Here is a 17,382-nt window from a genome sequence, read left to right as displayed (position 1 = left end):
TGTTACAGACTACTACTAAATTTGCTGCTTTTTAAAGAAGGAAGGAGTAATTCATGGGTAAGATATTGAAACATTTGAAGCCGCATGTTGCAGCCATTATTGGAATAATAGCCTTTTTACTTTTGCAGGCGGTGTGTGACCTGTCACTCCCCGACTATATGTCCAATATTGTTAATGTGGGTATTCAACAGAATGGTATTGAAAATGCAGTTCCCGATATGATCAGAAAAAGTGAAATGGATAAACTGACCTTTTTCATGAACGATGCGGATAAAAAATTGGTACTCGACAATTATACATTGGTCGAAAAGTCTAATATCTCTCAGGAGGATTTAGACAAGTACTCAAAAAAATATCCTGAAATAAAAAATAACGATGTATATAAGCTTAATGACATTGAAAAAGAAACTACCGATAAGTTGATTGAAGCCTTTAGCAAGCCGGAATTAATGGCTTACACGCTGGAAACGAAGGGTATTGCAGCCTTCCAGGAGGCCGGCAATGAAGGTGATGACCAGTTTTCAAAAAGTCTGGCACAGCTTCCGAAGGACACAGATCCATTTGCGCTTTTGGCAAAATTGCCTCCGGAGCAGCTTAAGGCCATGCAAAGTGCCATTGATAAGAAATTTGAAGCAATGCCGGGCAGTATCATAAGCCAGGGTGCCGTAGTCTATGTAAAGGGTGAATACGAAGCTCTCGGCAGGGATACGGGAAAAATGCAGTCCAACTTTATACTGCTTGCCGGATTAAAAATGCTGGGTGTTGCACTTGCAGGCATGATTGCCGCAGTACTTGTGGGACTGCTGGCAGCCAGAGTGTCGGCTGGTCTTGGCAGAAGCCTGAGAAAGAATGTATTTGAAAATGTTGTTAATTTTTCAAATACCGAATTTGACAAGTTCTCAACTTCATCGCTTATAACCAGATGCACCAACGATATTCAACAGGTGCAGATGTTCATGGTAATGTTCCTGAGACTGGTATTTTACGCTCCCATCCTTGGGATAGGAGGCTTCCTGAAAGCAATGCACACAGACACTTCCATGTCCTGGGTAATAGGTGTCTCAGTTCTTGCCATACTCAGCCTGGTGCTTGTAATGTTTGCAGTGGCAATTCCAAAGTTCAGGAGCATCCAGAAGCTTATCGACAAACTGAACCTGGTTACGCGTGAGTCCCTGACAGGTATGCTGGTAATCAGAGCCTTCGGCACACAGAAGAAGGAAGAGGAGAAATTTGAGAAGGCCAATTCAGACCTGACAAATACAAATCTCTTTGTAAGCAGGATCATGACAGCAATGTTTCCGTTAATGATGCTCATACTCAACGGTGTAACGCTGTTGATAGTCTGGGTGGGTTCACACCAGGTGGATATGGGAAATATGCAGGTCGGTAATATGATGGCCTTCATGCAGTATGCAATGCAGATCATATTTGCTTTCCTTATGATTTCAATGGTTTCCATTACACTGCCCCGTGCGTCGGTTTCAATCAACCGTATAGCAGAAGTAATCAATACAAAGGGCTCCATACTGGATCCAAAGAGCAAAAAAGAATTCAACAAGAGCTTAAAGGGCAAGGTTGAGTTCAGGGATGTGGCATTTAAATATCCCGGAGCTGAAGATGAAGTACTTTCAGATATAAGCTTTACGGCAAATCCGGGTGAAACAGTTGCATTCATAGGCAGTACCGGAAGCGGCAAATCCACGCTTATAAACCTTATACCGCGTTTCTACGATGTTACGGCAGGTCAGATACTGGTTGACGGTGTTGATATAAGAGAAGTACCGCAGAAGGAACTGAGAGAAAGAATCGGTTATGTTCCTCAAAAGGGAATTCTTTTCTCAGGTACAATTGAAAGCAACCTGAAATATGGTTTGGAATCGGCAGATGAAGAAGATCTGAAGCTAGCGGCCGATATTGCTCAGGCGACGGAATTTATAAGCGAAAAAGAAGACGGCTATAAAACAGAAATAGCACAGGGCGGTACAAATGTATCTGGAGGTCAGAAACAGAGATTGTCAATTGCAAGAGCTTTAGTCAAAAAGCCGGAGATATTCATATTCGACGACAGCTTCTCGGCACTTGACTATAAAACCGATGCGTCTCTTAGAAAGGCCTTGAAGGCTAAAACCCAAGGGGTTACAGCAATGATAGTCGCTCAGAGAATCAGTACCGTTATGAATGCTGATAAAATCCTGGTTCTGGACGAAGGCAAGGTTGTTGGTATGGGTACACACAGGGAACTCCTTGCAAACTGCGAGGTTTACCAGCAGATAGCTCTATCACAGCTGTCAAAGGAGGAATTGGCATGAGCAAAAATGAAAATGTAAAACAACATGCTTCCAGAAGAGGAGGCCGTGGTCCCATGGGCGGCGGTCAAATGGGTATGAAGGTTGAGAAGCCTAAAGACTTCAAGGGGACTATGAAAAAGCTGTTAACATATATTAAGCCGTTCATACCCCGTATAATAATTGTATTTATATTTGCCATTGGAAGCGTAATAGTGGGAATAAGAGGTCCAAAGATCCTTGGAGATGCAATATCAAAACTTTATGAAGGTTTGGTCGGCAAGGCTGCCGGCAGTTCAATAGACTTTGACTTTATTGGAAGAACATTAATATATTTGATTGTATTATATGCTGCAAGCTCTTTGTTTTCCTTTATCGGCGGTTATATAATGTCGGGTGTTGCTCAAAAAATATCCTACAACCTCAGAAGAGAGATTGCCGAGAAAATAAACCGTATGCCTCTCAAATACTTTGACAGGATGACACACGGAGAGGTATTGTCAAGGGTTACCAACGATGTTGATACTGTGAGCCAGACCCTGAATCAGAGCCTGTTCCAGATGATAACCTCCTTTACAACACTCATAGCAGTGCTTGTAATGATGCTGACAATCAGCTGGATGATGACTCTGGTATCAGTGACAATCGTTCCTCTGTCAATAATATTCATAGGTATAATTGTCAAGCAGTCACAGAAATATTTCAAAACCCAGCAGGAATCTCTTGGACAGGTGAATGGGCATGTCGAGGAGATTTTCAGCGGACACAACATAATGAAGGCCTTTAACGGAGAGAAAAGAGCGGTAGAAAAGTTTGACAGCATTAACGACCAGCTTCATAAATCGGCATGGAAGTCACAGTTCCTCTCAGGTATGATGTTCCCTATCATGGGTTTCATAGGCAATATCGGCTATGTGCTTGTGACCATTCTTGGCGGCTGGCTGACAATAAAGGGTACTATAAAGGTTGGTGATATTGTTTCTTTTGTTCAGTATGTAAGAAACTTCCAGCAACCTATAGGGCAGGCGGCTCAGGTTGCAAATATTCTGCAGTCAACGGCTGCGGCGGCGGAGAGAGTGTTTGCGTTCCTTGGTGAAGAGGAAGAGCCAAAAGATGCCCAAAACCCAGCAAGTACTGAAAATGTAAAGGGTGAGGTTGAATTTAAAAACGTCCATTTCGGATATAACCCTGAAAGTATAATAATCAATGATTTTTCGGCCAGCATCAAGCCGGGTCAGAGGGTAGCCATTGTCGGGCCGACGGGTGCAGGGAAAACAACAATTGTAAAATTGCTGATGCGTTTCTATGACCTCAACAGCGGGGACATATTTATTGATGGTGTAAATTCAAAGGACTTCAGGAGAAATGATTTAAGAGATATGTTCGGCATGGTGCTCCAGGACACCTGGCTGTTTAACGGTACAATAATGGAAAACATCCGTTACGGAAGACTGGATGCCACTGACGAAGAGGTAATAAAGGCTGCAAAGGCCGCACATGCCCACCACTTCATCAAGACACAGCCCGATGGATATAATATGGTTCTCAATGAAGAGGCCAGCAATGTGTCCCAGGGTCAGAAGCAGCTTTTGACCATCGCACGCGCCATACTGTCAGACCCGAAGATCCTGATACTGGACGAAGCAACCAGCTCGGTCGATACCAGAACCGAGGTTCTTATACAGAAGGCTATGGAAAATCTGATGAAAGACAGAACAAGCTTTATAATAGCACACAGGCTTTCAACCATAAGAGATGCGGATTTGATACTTGTAATGAAAAACGGAGATATTGTTGAGCAGGGTACACATGGAGAATTGCTGTCTTCAGGCGGTTTCTATGCTTCACTGTACAACAGCCAGTTTGAAGAGGCAGAGGCTTCGTAAAAGAGAAAGATAAACAGGATTGCCAAACAAATTGTTAAAAGGAAGGCGCCAGGTCATAAACGACTTGTGCGCCTTTTGGTTATTATAGTTGCCAAAGGAGCTTACTTATTGTTTTTAGGAAAACTGAAGTAGAAGGAAGCTCCATTGTCTGTTTCACCTGTCATCCAGGCCTTTCCTTTATGCCGTTTTAATATCTTCTGGCATATGGACAGCCCAACGCCCGAGCCTTCAAACTCTTTTGAGGAATGCAGCCTCTGAAATACCTGAAAGAGTCTTGCGGAGTATTTCATATCGAAGCCGGCTCCGTTATCTCTTATGCAAAATATATAATCATACTGGTGCCCGGTATATTCAACGGATATCTCGGCCCGCTGCCGCCCGGCAGTGTATTTAAGTGAATTTGACAATATGTTGGTTACAAGTATTCTGAGCATGATGCCGTCACCTGTTATTTCGGGAAGCCGGGGCATATCCAGTACTGCTGTCCGTTCAGGCTGTGCCAGCATAAGTTCATCAAAAACACTTTGTATCAAATTATTCAGATTTATTGGTTCCAATTTCATATCCATTTCACACATGCGGGAGAATTCCAGAAGATGGTTTATGATTGCCGTAAGTTCGGTGGACTTTTTTTGTATGTTTTTTATCAGGCTGTTTCCGTCATCTCCCAATTTATCATAGTAATCAAGGGAAAGATATTCTATGAGTTTGCTGATTGACAGGAGAGGTGCCTTAAGGTCGTGGGCTATGGAATAGCAAAAACTGTCAAGCTCCCTGTTGGCAAGATATAGAGATTCGGTTTGTTCCTTAAGTTTGATATGAGTGTTCACTCTGGCAAGCAGCTCGGTCGCGTTGAAGGGTTTTGTTACGTAATCCTGTGCGCCTGATTCAAAACCTTTCTTTATACTCTGTTCATCATCACTTGAAGTGAGAAATATGACCGGTATATTTTTAAACTCATCATTTTGCTTTATAATTCTGCACAGTTCAAAACCGTCTATTTCAGGCATAAAAATATCCAGAAGGATCAAATCCGGCTTTTGCCGTTCCAGCAGTTTGAGTGCTGCTTCACCCTTTGTAGAAACTCGAACCTTGTAATTGTTGTTTTTTAATACCAGCATGGCCATTTCAATCTGTTCGGGAGTATCGTCAACTATCAGGATTTCGTATTTATCAATTGCGCTGCCTCTGTTCATTTAATACAGTCTCCTCAGTAATATAATCGGTTTCGGTAGATGCAAGAAATAAAACCATGTAAAACATTTTATAATAATTAATTAAAGTAGTCGACAGGAAATTCTGAAGCTTGTATAATTAATATAAATTAAAAATCAGAACGGCAACGGCGCTAGGTTATTGCACATTTGCATTGACTTGAGCGCTTTTTTCGTTTTTATCCGATAGGATGTATACGGCAGGAGGTGATACGCTTGAAATCCCGGATAGCAATAAAACAATCGACAATAAGCAGTCTTATACTTGGAATCTTTTTTTTAATATCTGTTTTACTCATCGGAAGCATTGTTTATATGCGCTCCAGCATAGAGTCGGAGCAGGAGGCCGAACGGCGGAGGATGGAATTTAAACAGCTGGGCATGGATCTGGCAGACGCTTCCGATTATCTGACAGATGAGGCGCGTAAATATGCCATCACTACCGATATATTGCACCTCCAGAGATATTGGGAGGAGATCAATGATACACAGACAAGGGACAAGGTAATATTAAAGGTAAAAGAATTGGAATCTCCCGAAGAAGAACTGGAACTGCTGGCAAATGCAAAGCAGCATTCCGATGCTCTTGTAAATACCGAAAGAAGGTCCATGAGGCTGGTGCTTGAGGCCTTGAAGGTACCAGAGAAGGATATGGTGCCCGAGGTGGCATCCTTCGGGCTTGAGCCGGAGGACAGTAAACTTGGAGATGCAGAAAAACTGAATAAGGCCAGAGAGATAATGTTTGATTCCCAATATGACGCCGATAAAAAAGACATCATGGATCCCATAGCCAAATTTCAGGAGGTCATGAATGCACGCCTGGAAAACGAACTGGAAGCAGCAAGGGATGCCACCTCCACAGCTGCTGCGGTGCAGATAGTGCTGGCCCTGATAATAATCGGCGCCATAGCCGTACTGATCAGCATTCTTTTCAAATACGTTACCAACCCCATAAACAGCTATACCAAGCTGCTAAGAAAATTTTCCTTTGAGGATGACGGGTTCAGCCTCAATCCTGAAGGGACACTGGAGCTGCAGCAGCTGGCAAATACATTTAATGAACTGTATTTTTCCTTTCATGATGAGCTTCAGAAGAGAATGGAAGCCGAAAAAACCATGAGAGCAGCAAAAGAAGAGGCCGAACTTGCAAATAATGCAAAAAGCGAATTTCTGGCCGGCATGTCCCATGAGATAAGGACCCCGTTGAATACCATAATAGGCTATCAGTTTCTGCTGAACGATACATATCTTGAAACAAGGCAAAAAGAGTACAGTGATAAAATCGGGATGGTTGCCAATAATTTATTGGGCCTGATCAACGGTATATTGGATTTTTCAAAAATTGAGGCAGGCAGAATGTTTCTGGAGGAAGTAGAATTTGACATAGTAAAGGCAGTTCAGGATATATACGGTATGGTGGGTGTGGAAGCCGCAAGAAAGGGACTTGAACTAAGTTTAAATATAAATGACCATATTCCCGGGGTGCTGTCAGGTGATGTCACAAGGGTAAAGCAGGTAATATTGAACCTGCTGTCAAATGCCATAAAATTTACCGAAAAGGGTTCAATAACCATCAGTCTGGATTATATACCCATTGAAGATGACCGGATAATTGCCTCTATAAGTGTAAAAGACACCGGCATAGGGATATCGGAAGCACAGCAAAAAATTATTTTTGATCATTTTACACAGGGAGATGCTTCTATAACAAGAAAATATGGAGGTACCGGTCTCGGTCTGGCAATCAGCAGAAGCATAGCCGAATTGATGAATGGGGCAATAGGTGTTGAAAGCGAAAAGGGAAAGGGCTCCTGTTTTGTATTTACAGCGCAGCTTGCGGTAGTTACAGGCAAGGCGCTTCTCCGGGAGGAAATGGAGAAGAATCTTTCCGACAGGGCTTTTGAAGGCAAAAAGATACTTTTGGTGGAGGATAATGCTATCAACCTTCAGATGACGGGAGAAATATTGAAGGTTCTGGGTTTCCGGACTTATACGGCTGCCGGCGGACATGCCGCAATACAACTTGTAAAAGAGAATTTGTTTGATGTTATACTTATGGATATACGTATGCCAGATATGGACGGATATGAAACCACAAAAAACATAAGGGAGCTTGAAACAGGAAGAAATACCGTCATAATTGCTCTTACCGCAGACGCAGTTGACGGTGTCGAGGAAAAGGCAAAGCTGGCAGGAATGAACGGCTTCCTGACCAAACCCTTTTACCCCGCAGAGCTTTCAAGAATGATAAAAAAGTTTACAGGTACCGGTGGCGACGGGGCGGAAGATTCCGGCTATACATATGATACTGGCTATAAGGAGATTTACAGTTATGAACCGGCATATTCCGTTTTTGAAAAGGGAGCGGCAAGACTTGGGGGAAACAGGAAAAAATATGCCGGGATCCTCAAACAGTTTATCGATGGGCACAAATGGGACGGAGAGCAAATACAAGATTTGTTTAAAGCAAAAAATTTTACTGCAATGGGAGATATGGTTCACAAGCTCAAGGGTTTGACAGGAAATCTTGGTGCAACAGGATTGTTCGGGCTTTGCAGGGATCTGGAAAAAATCATAAAAGGAGACAGGCTTGACCAGCAGATTGAGAACCTGATAATTGGTATCATGGAAGGGCTGCACAGGTTGTGTGATGAGGCTGCCGGGTATACGGGCAGTCAAGCAGAAGGAATTAAAGAAGATTCATTAGAAACTGCAGGCAGTTTCCATGAAATTATAACTACTCTTCATAATTACGTGGTCATTGCTGACTCCGATGCAAAAGATTATTTTGAGGAAAACCACAGGGTTTTAATGAAAAACATTGACGAAGGTACTTATCTGGAGCTCAGGAAGTCCATAGTGGCGTTTGATTTTGAACAGGCTGAAATTTATCTGAACATGATAACTGCAAACGTTTAGTTTTGTTTGCAGTTATCATTGATTGGGAGGTTAAATGGGAATGTACAGGGTATTGATTGTTGACGACGATATTGCAACTTTATATATGCTTAAAAGGTTTAAAAACTGGGGGCAATACGGTTTTTTTATTGCGGGAGAGGCCTGTGACGGAAAAGAGGCCTTGCAGAAGCTTGCAGAAACCAGGTATGAACTTATAATAACCGATATCAAGATGCCCGGTATGGACGGGATAGAATTTATTCAGGAGTTGAGAGCACAAAACCTTGATATCTGCGTAATCTTATTAAGCACACACAGTGATTTTCAGTTCGCAAAACAGGGTATCAGATTCGGGGTATTTGAATATATGACAAAACCACTGGAGGAATCAGCCTTGTCGGATATTTTAACAAGGGCAAAAAGGTTTATTGATGCCAAAAAAGAACAGGAAGAGAGAATTAATAATCTGGAGAAGGTCTATGAGGAGGATAACAAGGCGTATTACCCCGGGGAGCATGAAAAACTGATTATTTTACAAATCATAAATGCCGACACAGAGCTTGAGAATACTGCAAATGAAGCGTTTGCTGAAATTTGCACCCTGTATGACTATGATGCCGCAAAAGTACGGGTTCTGGCAAACACACTGCTATTCAATATCCGGACAAAAATTGATGAAAGGTTTCCCTGGCTTGCAAAAATTGAAGGAACAGCTGCCTTTTCACATATAAAGGAATTGACCGGAACAGAAGCCATCCGACTGGAATTTATGGCACGGCTCGGGGAAATGCTGGAGAAAGTCCGGAAATATCAGCTCAATCATCCTGACAGCATAATCAGAAAGATATGCCAGTGTGTAATTGATAATATAGAAAAGGAGATCAATCTTGAAGTTATCGCCAATGAGGTGCACATAAGCAGGGATTACGTCGGTAAGCTTTTCAAGCAGAAGGTGGAGTGCAATTTCAATGATTACGTGACAAAAATAAAGATGGAACATGCAAAATATTTAATTGTATCAGGGGACTACAAAAATTATGAAATAAGTGAAAAACTTGGATATAAAAAGACTGATTATTTTTCACAGCTATTTAAAAACTATACGGGACTTACACCCATGGAATATAAGAAAAGCAATATTTGAATTTCAGAATTGCAGATTTGAGGGGTAAAATTACTTTTTTTTGGTGTTTTTTAATTTTACATATGGCTGTATTATTAATGTGTAAGGAACACGACGGTATATAAAACCGGAGTTCATTAAATTTAACAAGGTTAAGTAGCTAGGGCGCTATAAGAAATGAGATCTTGCGCGCAGACCTGATGTCTGCCGTAAATCCATAACTTATAGCGTTTTTTGTTTAATCCGTCCAATAAAATCGATAACACTGTTCATTGGGGATAAACGACAGCTGCGGCAAAGAGTTTATACGTTTATGGCCATAAATTGTATGTATTTGTATTAATTATTCCTACACTTAATACCAGTTATTATTTAAAATATCCAATTCGGAAAGGTGGTCAAAATTATGAAAAAGACATGGCTGGCAATTGGCTTAAGCATATCAATAGCATTATCCGCACTGCTGGGAGGCTGCGGCAGCGGCACTGCAACCGGATCAAGCGCATCCTCGGCATCGGCTGCGGTTTCATCCGAAGCAGCGGCCTCATCAGCCGAAACAGTTTCGGAAGATCCCATCAAGGTGGGAATACTTCATTCTCTGAGCGGCACAATGGCTATAAGTGAAGTATCGGTTAAGGATGCGGAAATTATGGCAATAGAAGAGATTAACGCGGCAGGCGGAGTATTGGGCAGGAAGATCGAGCCTGTAGTGGAAGACGGTGCATCCGACTGGCCGAAGTTTGCTGAAAAGGCAAAGAAACTTTTACAGAATGACAAGGTGGCAACTGTGTTCGGCTGCTGGACTTCGGCAAGCAGAAAAGCCGTCCTGCCGGTATTTGAGGAAAATAACGGGCTTCTGTGGTATCCGGTCCAATATGAAGGAATGGAATCCTCGCCGAATATTTTCTATTCGGGAGCTGCACCAAATCAACAGATCGTGCCGGCTGTAGAATGGCTCCTGCAAAACAAGGGCAAAAAATTCTTCCTGCTGGGCTCGGATTACGTGTTCCCGAGAACGGCAAATAAAATCATTAAGGCGCAGCTGGCTGCCCAGGGCGGTGAATTGATTGCAGAGGAATACACTCCGCTTGGACATACGGATTACAGCACAATTGTAAACAAAATCAAGGCAGCCAAACCCGACGTTGTGTTCAATACCCTCAACGGTGACAGCAATGTAGCATTCTTCAAGGAATTAAAGGCTTCGGGCATAACTTCAAAGGACCTTACAACCTGCTCGGTTAGCGTTGCCGAAGAAGAAATCAGAGGTATAGGTGCAGATAATATGGCAGGCCACCTTGTATCCTGGAACTATTATCAAACAACAGATACACCTGAGAACAAGGCTTTCGTTGAAAAGTACAGGGCTAAATACGGTGCCGACAGAGTAACTGATGACCCCATAGAAGCCGCATACATAAATGTATATCTGTGGGCGGAGGCTGTTAAAAAGGCCGGATCAACAGACGTAGCAAAAGTTAAGGAAGCTGCGAAAGGGCTTGAATTCAAAGCTCCAGAAGGAACAGTAAAAATCGAAGGTGAAAATCAGCACCTCTGGAAGCCTGTCAGGATAGGTGAAGTTCAGCCCGACGGACTTATCAAGGAAATCTGGAGTACTGCCGAAAGCGTAAAGCCTGATCCATACCTGAAATCCTATGATTGGGCAAAAGGACTAAGTAATTAGTGTTATTGTACATCGGCGCAAACTTACCTAAATGGGTTGCTTACAAGTTATTTGATGATTTTGTAACGTTTAATCATAGATTATTTTACCGTCGCTCACATTCAGCATCCATGCTTCAGCGTTTCGCTAAAACCTACGTCGTGTAGGTTTTCCGGTAAAAACCTCTATGCTTAACCGACAAACTCAAACAAATAACTTTAACAAAGCTTCCCATTTACGTAAGTTGCACTTTTATACAATAACAATAAAAAGGAGGGAAGCTGTTCAATGAGCACATATCTACTGCAGATTTTTAACGGTGTAAGCGTAAGTTCCATTTTAATGCTGGCCGCGCTGGGTCTTGCCATAACCTTCGGGCTTATGAAAATCATTAACATGGCACATGGCGAACTGATCATGATAGGAGCTTACGTAACATATGTTATTCAGAATATATTCATACAGTTTTTTGATAAGAGTATTTTCAGCTTATATTATATTATCGCTCTTCCGGGTGCTTTTCTGGTAGCAGCGCTTGTGGGATATCTGCTTGAAATATCCATTATAAAAAGGTTGTACGGAAGGCCGTTGGACAGCCTGCTTGCCACATGGGGAGTAAGTCTCATACTGCAGCAGCTGGCCAGAAGTATTTTCGGAGCACCCAATGTGGACGTCAAAAGTCCAGGCTGGCTGGAAGGCGGTTTGGTGCTGGGAGGAACGCAGCTGCCCTACAAAAGACTGTTTATAATCGGATTGGTAATAGCTTGTATCGCAGGTGTATATATCTTTCTCTACCGCACTGCCTACGGGAGAAAAATAAGAGCTGTTATGCAAAACAGACCCATGGCTCAAAGCCTTGGAATAAATACAAGAAAAGTGGACAGTATTACCTTTGCCATAGGGGCAGGTCTTGCGGGTATAGCCGGGTGTGCTCTGACCCTGCTGGGCTCCATAGGCCCCACTCTTGGAACGAACTATATTGTTGATACCTTTATGGTCGTAGTACTGGGCGGAGTTGGAAGAATAGTGGGAACAGTGACGGGCTCGGCTGCTATAGGAGTGGGAAATACGACTTTTGAATTCTTCACCAATGCATCCCTGGGCAAGGTGCTTGTTTTTTTAATGGTTATAATATTTCTCCAGTGGAAACCGCAGGGATTTTTTACTATCAACAGCAGAGCACTTGATGAATGAAGGCTGCACAAGTGCTTTATGACTATTTGTTTTGCTGGACAACAGCAGAATAGGGGGTAACATGAAGCAAATCGGCAATTTAAATAAAGCAGGAAAAAATAATATTACTATAATAATTATTATGTTTCTTTTATGTATTGCCCCGGTTTTCCTGTCAGATTTCAGAACCAACCTTCTCGGAAAATTTGTGGCATTTGCGATTCTGGCATTGGGAATAGACCTGATTTGGGGATATACAGGTATATTAAGTCTTGGGCATGGTGTTTATTTCGGTATAGGTGCGTACTGTATGGCAATGTATCTGAAGCTGGAGGCCGATGGCGGAAAACTTCCGGATTTCATGTCCTGGAGCGGACGGGAGACACTGCCCTGGTTTTGGAAGCCCTTTGAAATAGCTCCGGTTGCTGTTTTGATGGCCTTGGTACTGCCAACCCTGATCGCTTTGATTATAGGATACCTGACATTTAAAAACAGAATCAAAGGTGTTTATTTTTCAATTTTAACACAGGCATTGTCAATTATATTTGTTGTACTTTTTGTAGGACAGCAGGAATTTACCGGAGGTACCAACGGTATAACAAATTTTAAAACAATATTCCATTTTTCTTTGGCAAGCGGCAGCACAAAACTTTGGTTGTACTATATTTCGGTTGTTTTGCTGCTTTTAGCATTTTTCTTCTGTAAATTCATCATTAACAGAAGAGTAGGAAAGGTTTTGATCGCAATACGGGACGGAGAGAACAGAGCCAGGTTTTCGGGCTATAATCCAACCATTTACAAGGTTTTTGTATATTGCATCTCGGCAGCGCTGGCAGGTCTGGCAGGTGCCGTATATGTTCCCCAGGTGGGCATAATATCACCGGCTGAAATGGGAATAGTTCCGTCCATAGAAATGGTGATATGGGTAGCCATCGGAGGAAGGGGCAGTCTGAACGGAGCAATAATCGGTGCCATACTTGTAAATCTCATGAAAAGCGGTGTCAGTGAAAAGTTTCCGGCGGTTTGGTCATATTTTATAGGTATTGCCTTTGTAGTTGTGGTTATATTTATGCCGTCCGGGCTGGTGGGAGCTTTCAATAAATTAAAGAGCAAACTGAAAAGTATCAAAATAAATAAATCGGCCAAACCGGCTGAGGACAAAATACTGATGGAATGAAGCGGCATAAGGGGTGATAGCTATGAGTCCGGTTCTTGAAATAAATGATTTAACCGTCAGCTTTGATGGATTTAAAGCTGTTAATAATTTAAGCACGGCGGTAAAAAAAGGGGATATCCATTTTTTTATAGGTCCAAACGGCGCTGGAAAAACAACACTTCTGGATGCAATATGCGGAAGAGTCAAACCGGCTGCCGGCAATATAATTTTCCGGGATGGAAGCGATGTTACAAAGCTTTCAGAGCATGAGATAGTCGAATTGGGTATAGGAAGGAAATTTCAGGTACCGTCGGTTTTTAACGGCATTACCATATACGAAAATATGGAACTGGCCGCAGTAAAAGTCAGGTCCCTGTATTCTTCGCTTTTTACAAGGCTTACCAAAGAACAGAATGAGAGAATAAAAGCCGTATTGAACACAATCGGTTTATATGAGGATAGATATAATTTCCCCGCAAAGCTTTCACACGGACAGAAGCAATGGCTGGAAATAGGCATGCTGCTGGTCCAGCAGCCCGAAATAATGCTTTTGGATGAACCGGTGGCAGGCATGGGAAGAAAAGAGACCGAAAAGACAGGCGAACTTCTCAGACAGATCTCCAGGCAGTGTTCGGTGGTGGTTGTAGAGCATGATATGGAATTCGTAAGGGAATGTGCCAACACGGTAACAGTGCTCCATGAAGGAGCGCTGCTGGACGAGGGGGATATGGAATCTGTCCAGAAAAATCCAAAGGTAATAGAAGTATATCTCGGCCGAGGAGAACGGGAAAGGCTTGAAGAATAAGACTGGTATGGGAGGTTCATATGCTGGAATTGACAAATGTGAGCAGTTATTACGGTGAGAGCGTTATTTTAAGAAACATGAGTATGAAGATAGAAGAAGGAAAGGTGGTTTGCCTGCTTGGCAGGAACGGAGTAGGCAAAACCACCTTCATGAAAAGTATAATGGGACTGGTTAAAACTCCGGAGGGCAGCATTAAACTGGAGGGTGAAGAGATCATAAAAATGCCTGCATACAGCAGGGCTAAAAAAGGAATAGGCTACGTTCCGCAGGGAAGAGATATTTTCCCTCAATTGAGCGTTTATGAAAATCTGCTGCTAGGTCTGGAACGCAGCCCGGATAAAGGAGGTATTGATGACAGCATTTATGAACTATTCCCCATAGTAAAGACAATGCTGAGCAGAAAAGGGGGGGATCTGAGCGGTGGTCAGCAGCAGCAGCTGGCAATAGCCAGGGCACTTGTATCAAAACCAAGGCTGCTGCTGCTGGATGAGCCCACGGAGGGAATTCAGCCCTCCATTATTCAGGATATAGCAAGGGTTATCAAGCAGCTGAAAAGTCAGGGCGATATGACTATGATCATAGTCGAACAGTATCTGGAGTTTGTGCTGGAGGTGGCTGACTATTTCTATCTCATTGACAAGGGCAGGATAATAATGGAGGGGAACACAGCCGGTACAGACCCAAATGAGATTCAGGAAAAGATGGCCATTTAGTGAGGCCTGATCAATATTGTGTGTCAACTATGTGGATTGGGAGGATCATATGCATTTAACACCAAAGGAAACAGAAAAACTTATGCTGCATTTTGCCGGGGAGCTGGCAGGAAAAAGAAAGGACAGGGGCTTGAAACTGAATTATCCTGAGGCTATAGCCTATATCAGTGCTGAGCTTATGGAAGCCGCCAGAGACGGTAAGACGGTGACGGAACTTATGCGGTTGGGGACTCACCTGTTAACTGCGGAGGATGTTATGGAGGGAGTGGAATCCATGATTCATGAAATTCAGATCGAGGCAACCTTTCCCGACGGAACAAAACTGGTAACGGTGCACAATCCCATAAGATAGGAGGTAATTCACTATGAAGCCCGGAGAATATATTGTACGGAATGAAACCATTACTTTGAACCGCGGGAGACCGACAATTACAGTCAGAGTTTCCAATACGGGAGACAGGCCGGTTCAGGTAGGCTCCCACTTTCACTTTTTTGAGGTAAACAGGTGCCTGGATTTTGACAGGGAGCAATGCTATGGGAAAAGGCTGGATATTCCTTCCGGAACTGCCGTCAGGTTTGAGCCCGGTGAAGAAAAAACCGTTACCTTGACTGAATTTGCCGGAAATAAAGCCGTATTCGGCTTAAATGGACTTACTTCAGGCAGACTTGAAAATAAGGGTGTCTTTGAAAGCGCTTTGTCCAAAGCGGCCGATTTTGGATTCAAAGGGGTGAAATACAAATGAGTTACAGCATGAAGGGCAAGGATTATGCCGACATGTACGGTCCCACCACAGGTGACAGAGTACGGCTGGCAGATACCGGGCTGATTTTGGAAATAGAACAGGACTATACGGTTTACGGTGATGAAAGCAAGTTCGGCGGAGGAAAATCCATCAGGGACGGTATGGGTCAGAGCTCGTCGGTCTCAAGGGACGGCGGGGCGCTGGACATGCTGATAACAAATGCGGTAATAGTAGATTCCTGGGGCATAGTCAAGGGAGATATCGGTATAAAGGACGGCAGGATCGTGGCGGTAGGCAAGTCGGGGAATCCGGATATCATGGAAGGGGTGACTCCCGGACTTGTAATAGGAGCATCCACCGAGGTCATTGCCGGAGAGGGACTTATAGCAACTGCAGGGGGAATAGATACACATATACATTTCATATGCCCCCAGCAGATTGAAACTGCGCTGTACAGCGGAATCACAACAATGATAGGAGGCGGCACCGGCCCGGCCGACGGAACCAATGCCACAACCTGCACACCCGGAAAATACAACATGTTCAGAATGCTGGAAGCTGCCGAGGCCTTTCCTATGAATCTGGGTTTTCTGGGAAAGGGCAATGCCTCCTTCCCCGAACCTCTGATAGAGCAGATCCAGGCCGGTGCCATAGGGTTAAAGCTCCATGAGGACTGGGGCACTACTCCAAAAGCCATAGATACCTGTCTGAGCGTGGCCGATATGTATGATGTCCAGGTCGCAATACATACAGATACACTGAATGAGGCCGGCTTTGTGGAGGATACGGTCAGGGCCGTAAACGGCAGGACCATTCATACCTTCCACACTGAGGGCGCCGGAGGCGGCCACGCTCCGGATATCATCAAAATAGCTGCATTTCAAAATGTTCTGCCGTCATCAACAAACCCTACGATGCCGTTTACAGTGAATACAATTGACGAGCATCTTGACATGCTCATGGTTTGCCATCACCTGGACAGCAAGATCAGGGAGGATGTGGCTTTTGCAGATTCCAGGATCAGGCCTGAAACCATTGCGGCAGAGGATATCCTCCATGATATGGGAGTTTTCAGCATGATGAGTTCCGACTCACAGGCAATGGGAAGAGTAGGTGAGGTTATAATCAGGACCTGGCAGACGGCAGATAAAATGAAAAAGCAGAGAGGCCCGTTGAAACCCGACAGCAGCGGAAATGACAACAACCGGATTAAAAGATACATTGCAAAATATACCATAAATCCGGCAATAACCCATGGAATATCACAATATGTGGGCTCTCTGGAACGGGGAAAACTGGCTGACATAGTTTTATGGAAACCTGCCATGTTTGGCGTCAAGCCCGAAATGGTATTAAAGGGCGGGTTTATCATGGCAAGTAAAATGGGAGATGCCAACGCATCTATTCCCACTCCGCAGCCTGTTATTTATAAGAACATGTTTGGAGCTTTCGGAAGTGCCGTAAGAGCTACATGTATGACCTTTGTATCAAAGCTGTCGCTTGATTCGGGAATGCTTGAGGGCCTTAAGCTCCAAAAGCAGCTGGTGCCTGTGGTCAACTGCAGAAATATTACCAAAAAAGATATGGTAATGAATGATGCAACACCTGTAATCGGGGTGGATCCCGAGACCTATGAGGTAAGGGTGGATGGTGAGCATATAACCTGCCGGCCTGTGAAAGAGCTTTCACTTGCTCAGCGATATTTTCTTTTTTAGAGTATAGG

The 17,382-nt window shown here is 43.5% G+C and carries 13 protein-coding genes; 12 read left to right on the top strand and 1 reads right to left on the bottom strand.

Features of this window, described 5'->3' with window-relative positions; translation table 11 throughout:
• Window positions 1-53 precede the first annotated feature (53 nt).
• Window positions 54-2,309, top strand: a complete 2,256-nt coding sequence (locus CTER_RS25775; RefSeq protein ID WP_004630928.1) for an ABC transporter ATP-binding protein — start codon at window positions 54-56, stop codon at window positions 2,307-2,309.
• On the top strand, window positions 2,306-4,171 hold the full coding sequence (locus CTER_RS25770; protein ID WP_004630977.1) for an ABC transporter ATP-binding protein: 1,866 nt from the start codon (window positions 2,306-2,308) through the stop codon (window positions 4,169-4,171). Before CTER_RS25775 ends, CTER_RS25770 begins: the two co-directional genes overlap by 4 nt.
• A 101-nt stretch (window positions 4,172-4,272) precedes the next feature.
• Here CTER_RS25770 and CTER_RS25765 read toward each other — a convergent pair whose 3' ends face one another.
• Window positions 4,273-5,367 carry a response regulator gene (locus tag CTER_RS25765; RefSeq protein ID WP_004630985.1) on the bottom strand — a complete coding sequence of 365 codons (1,095 nt, stop codon included), beginning with the start codon at window positions 5,365-5,367 and terminating at the stop codon, window positions 4,273-4,275.
• A gap of 234 nt (window positions 5,368-5,601) precedes the next feature.
• Here CTER_RS25765 and CTER_RS25760 point away from each other — a divergent pair, with 234 nt between their 5' ends.
• From CTER_RS25760 to ureC, 10 genes are all read left to right on the top strand, one after another.
• Window positions 5,602-8,304, top strand: coding sequence for an ATP-binding protein (locus CTER_RS25760; RefSeq protein WP_004630997.1), 2,703 nt, complete (start codon window positions 5,602-5,604; stop codon window positions 8,302-8,304).
• Between the two features lie 40 nt (window positions 8,305-8,344).
• Complete coding sequence (locus CTER_RS25755) at window positions 8,345-9,427, top strand: response regulator transcription factor (RefSeq protein WP_004630973.1); 1,083 nt, start codon at window positions 8,345-8,347, stop codon at window positions 9,425-9,427.
• 385 nt (window positions 9,428-9,812) lie between these two features.
• Complete coding sequence (gene urtA / locus CTER_RS25750; RefSeq protein WP_004630901.1) at window positions 9,813-11,090, top strand: urea ABC transporter substrate-binding protein; 1,278 nt, start codon at window positions 9,813-9,815, stop codon at window positions 11,088-11,090.
• Between the two features lie 267 nt (window positions 11,091-11,357).
• Window positions 11,358-12,263, top strand: coding sequence for an urea ABC transporter permease subunit UrtB (urtB, locus tag CTER_RS25745; RefSeq protein ID WP_004630845.1), 906 nt, complete (start codon window positions 11,358-11,360; stop codon window positions 12,261-12,263).
• A 61-nt stretch (window positions 12,264-12,324) separates the two neighbouring features.
• Window positions 12,325-13,419 carry an urea ABC transporter permease subunit UrtC gene (gene urtC / locus CTER_RS25740; protein WP_004630865.1) on the top strand — a complete coding sequence of 365 codons (1,095 nt, stop codon included), beginning with the start codon at window positions 12,325-12,327 and terminating at the stop codon, window positions 13,417-13,419.
• A 22-nt stretch (window positions 13,420-13,441) separates the two neighbouring features.
• Window positions 13,442-14,203, top strand: coding sequence for an urea ABC transporter ATP-binding protein UrtD (gene urtD / locus CTER_RS25735; RefSeq protein WP_004630821.1), 762 nt, complete (start codon window positions 13,442-13,444; stop codon window positions 14,201-14,203).
• A gap of 20 nt (window positions 14,204-14,223) precedes the next feature.
• The gene (urtE, locus tag CTER_RS25730; RefSeq protein ID WP_004630937.1) at window positions 14,224-14,916 is read left to right on the top strand and encodes an urea ABC transporter ATP-binding subunit UrtE; all 693 of its coding nucleotides are present in this window, start codon (window positions 14,224-14,226) and stop codon (window positions 14,914-14,916) included.
• A gap of 49 nt (window positions 14,917-14,965) precedes the next feature.
• Entirely contained in the window at window positions 14,966-15,268 is a 303-nt protein-coding gene (gene ureA / locus CTER_RS25725; RefSeq protein WP_004630932.1) for an urease subunit gamma, read from the top strand.
• A gap of 13 nt (window positions 15,269-15,281) precedes the next feature.
• Complete coding sequence (gene ureB, locus CTER_RS25720; protein ID WP_004630995.1) at window positions 15,282-15,659, top strand: urease subunit beta; 378 nt, start codon at window positions 15,282-15,284, stop codon at window positions 15,657-15,659.
• Entirely contained in the window at window positions 15,656-17,374 is a 1,719-nt protein-coding gene (gene ureC / locus CTER_RS25715; RefSeq protein ID WP_004630907.1) for an urease subunit alpha, read from the top strand. The genes ureB and ureC overlap by 4 nt, the downstream gene beginning before the upstream one ends.
• Window positions 17,375-17,382: the final 8 nt, after the last annotated feature.

The organism is Ruminiclostridium cellobioparum subsp. termitidis CT1112 (assembly GCF_000350485.1).
Lineage (GTDB): Bacteria > Bacillota > Clostridia > Acetivibrionales > DSM-1351 > Ruminiclostridium > Ruminiclostridium termitidis.
Note: the sequence above shows the minus strand (reverse complement) of the source record. Positions and strands in the feature narration are given on the sequence as shown.

What these genes read in the sequence shown, in the direction of transcription:
- urtC (WP_004630865.1), top strand. Translation starts at nt 12,325, where the DNA reads ATGAAGCAAATCGGCAATTTAAATAAAGCAGGAAAAAATAATATTACT.
- ureA (WP_004630932.1), top strand. Translation starts at nt 14,966, where the DNA reads ATGCATTTAACACCAAAGGAAACAGAAAAACTTATGCTGCATTTTGCC.
- CTER_RS25770 (WP_004630977.1), top strand. Translation starts at nt 2,306, where the DNA reads ATGAGCAAAAATGAAAATGTAAAACAACATGCTTCCAGAAGAGGAGGC.
- CTER_RS25775 (WP_004630928.1), top strand. Translation starts at nt 54, where the DNA reads ATGGGTAAGATATTGAAACATTTGAAGCCGCATGTTGCAGCCATTATT.
- CTER_RS25755 (WP_004630973.1), top strand. Translation starts at nt 8,345, where the DNA reads ATGTACAGGGTATTGATTGTTGACGACGATATTGCAACTTTATATATG.
- ureC (WP_004630907.1), top strand. Translation starts at nt 15,656, where the DNA reads ATGAGTTACAGCATGAAGGGCAAGGATTATGCCGACATGTACGGTCCC.
- urtD (WP_004630821.1), top strand. Translation starts at nt 13,442, where the DNA reads ATGAGTCCGGTTCTTGAAATAAATGATTTAACCGTCAGCTTTGATGGA.
- CTER_RS25765 (WP_004630985.1), bottom strand. Translation starts at nt 5,367, where the DNA reads ATGAACAGAGGCAGCGCAATTGATAAATACGAAATCCTGATAGTTGAC.
- ureB (WP_004630995.1), top strand. Translation starts at nt 15,282, where the DNA reads ATGAAGCCCGGAGAATATATTGTACGGAATGAAACCATTACTTTGAAC.
- urtB (WP_004630845.1), top strand. Translation starts at nt 11,358, where the DNA reads ATGAGCACATATCTACTGCAGATTTTTAACGGTGTAAGCGTAAGTTCC.
- urtA (WP_004630901.1), top strand. Translation starts at nt 9,813, where the DNA reads ATGAAAAAGACATGGCTGGCAATTGGCTTAAGCATATCAATAGCATTA.
- urtE (WP_004630937.1), top strand. Translation starts at nt 14,224, where the DNA reads ATGCTGGAATTGACAAATGTGAGCAGTTATTACGGTGAGAGCGTTATT.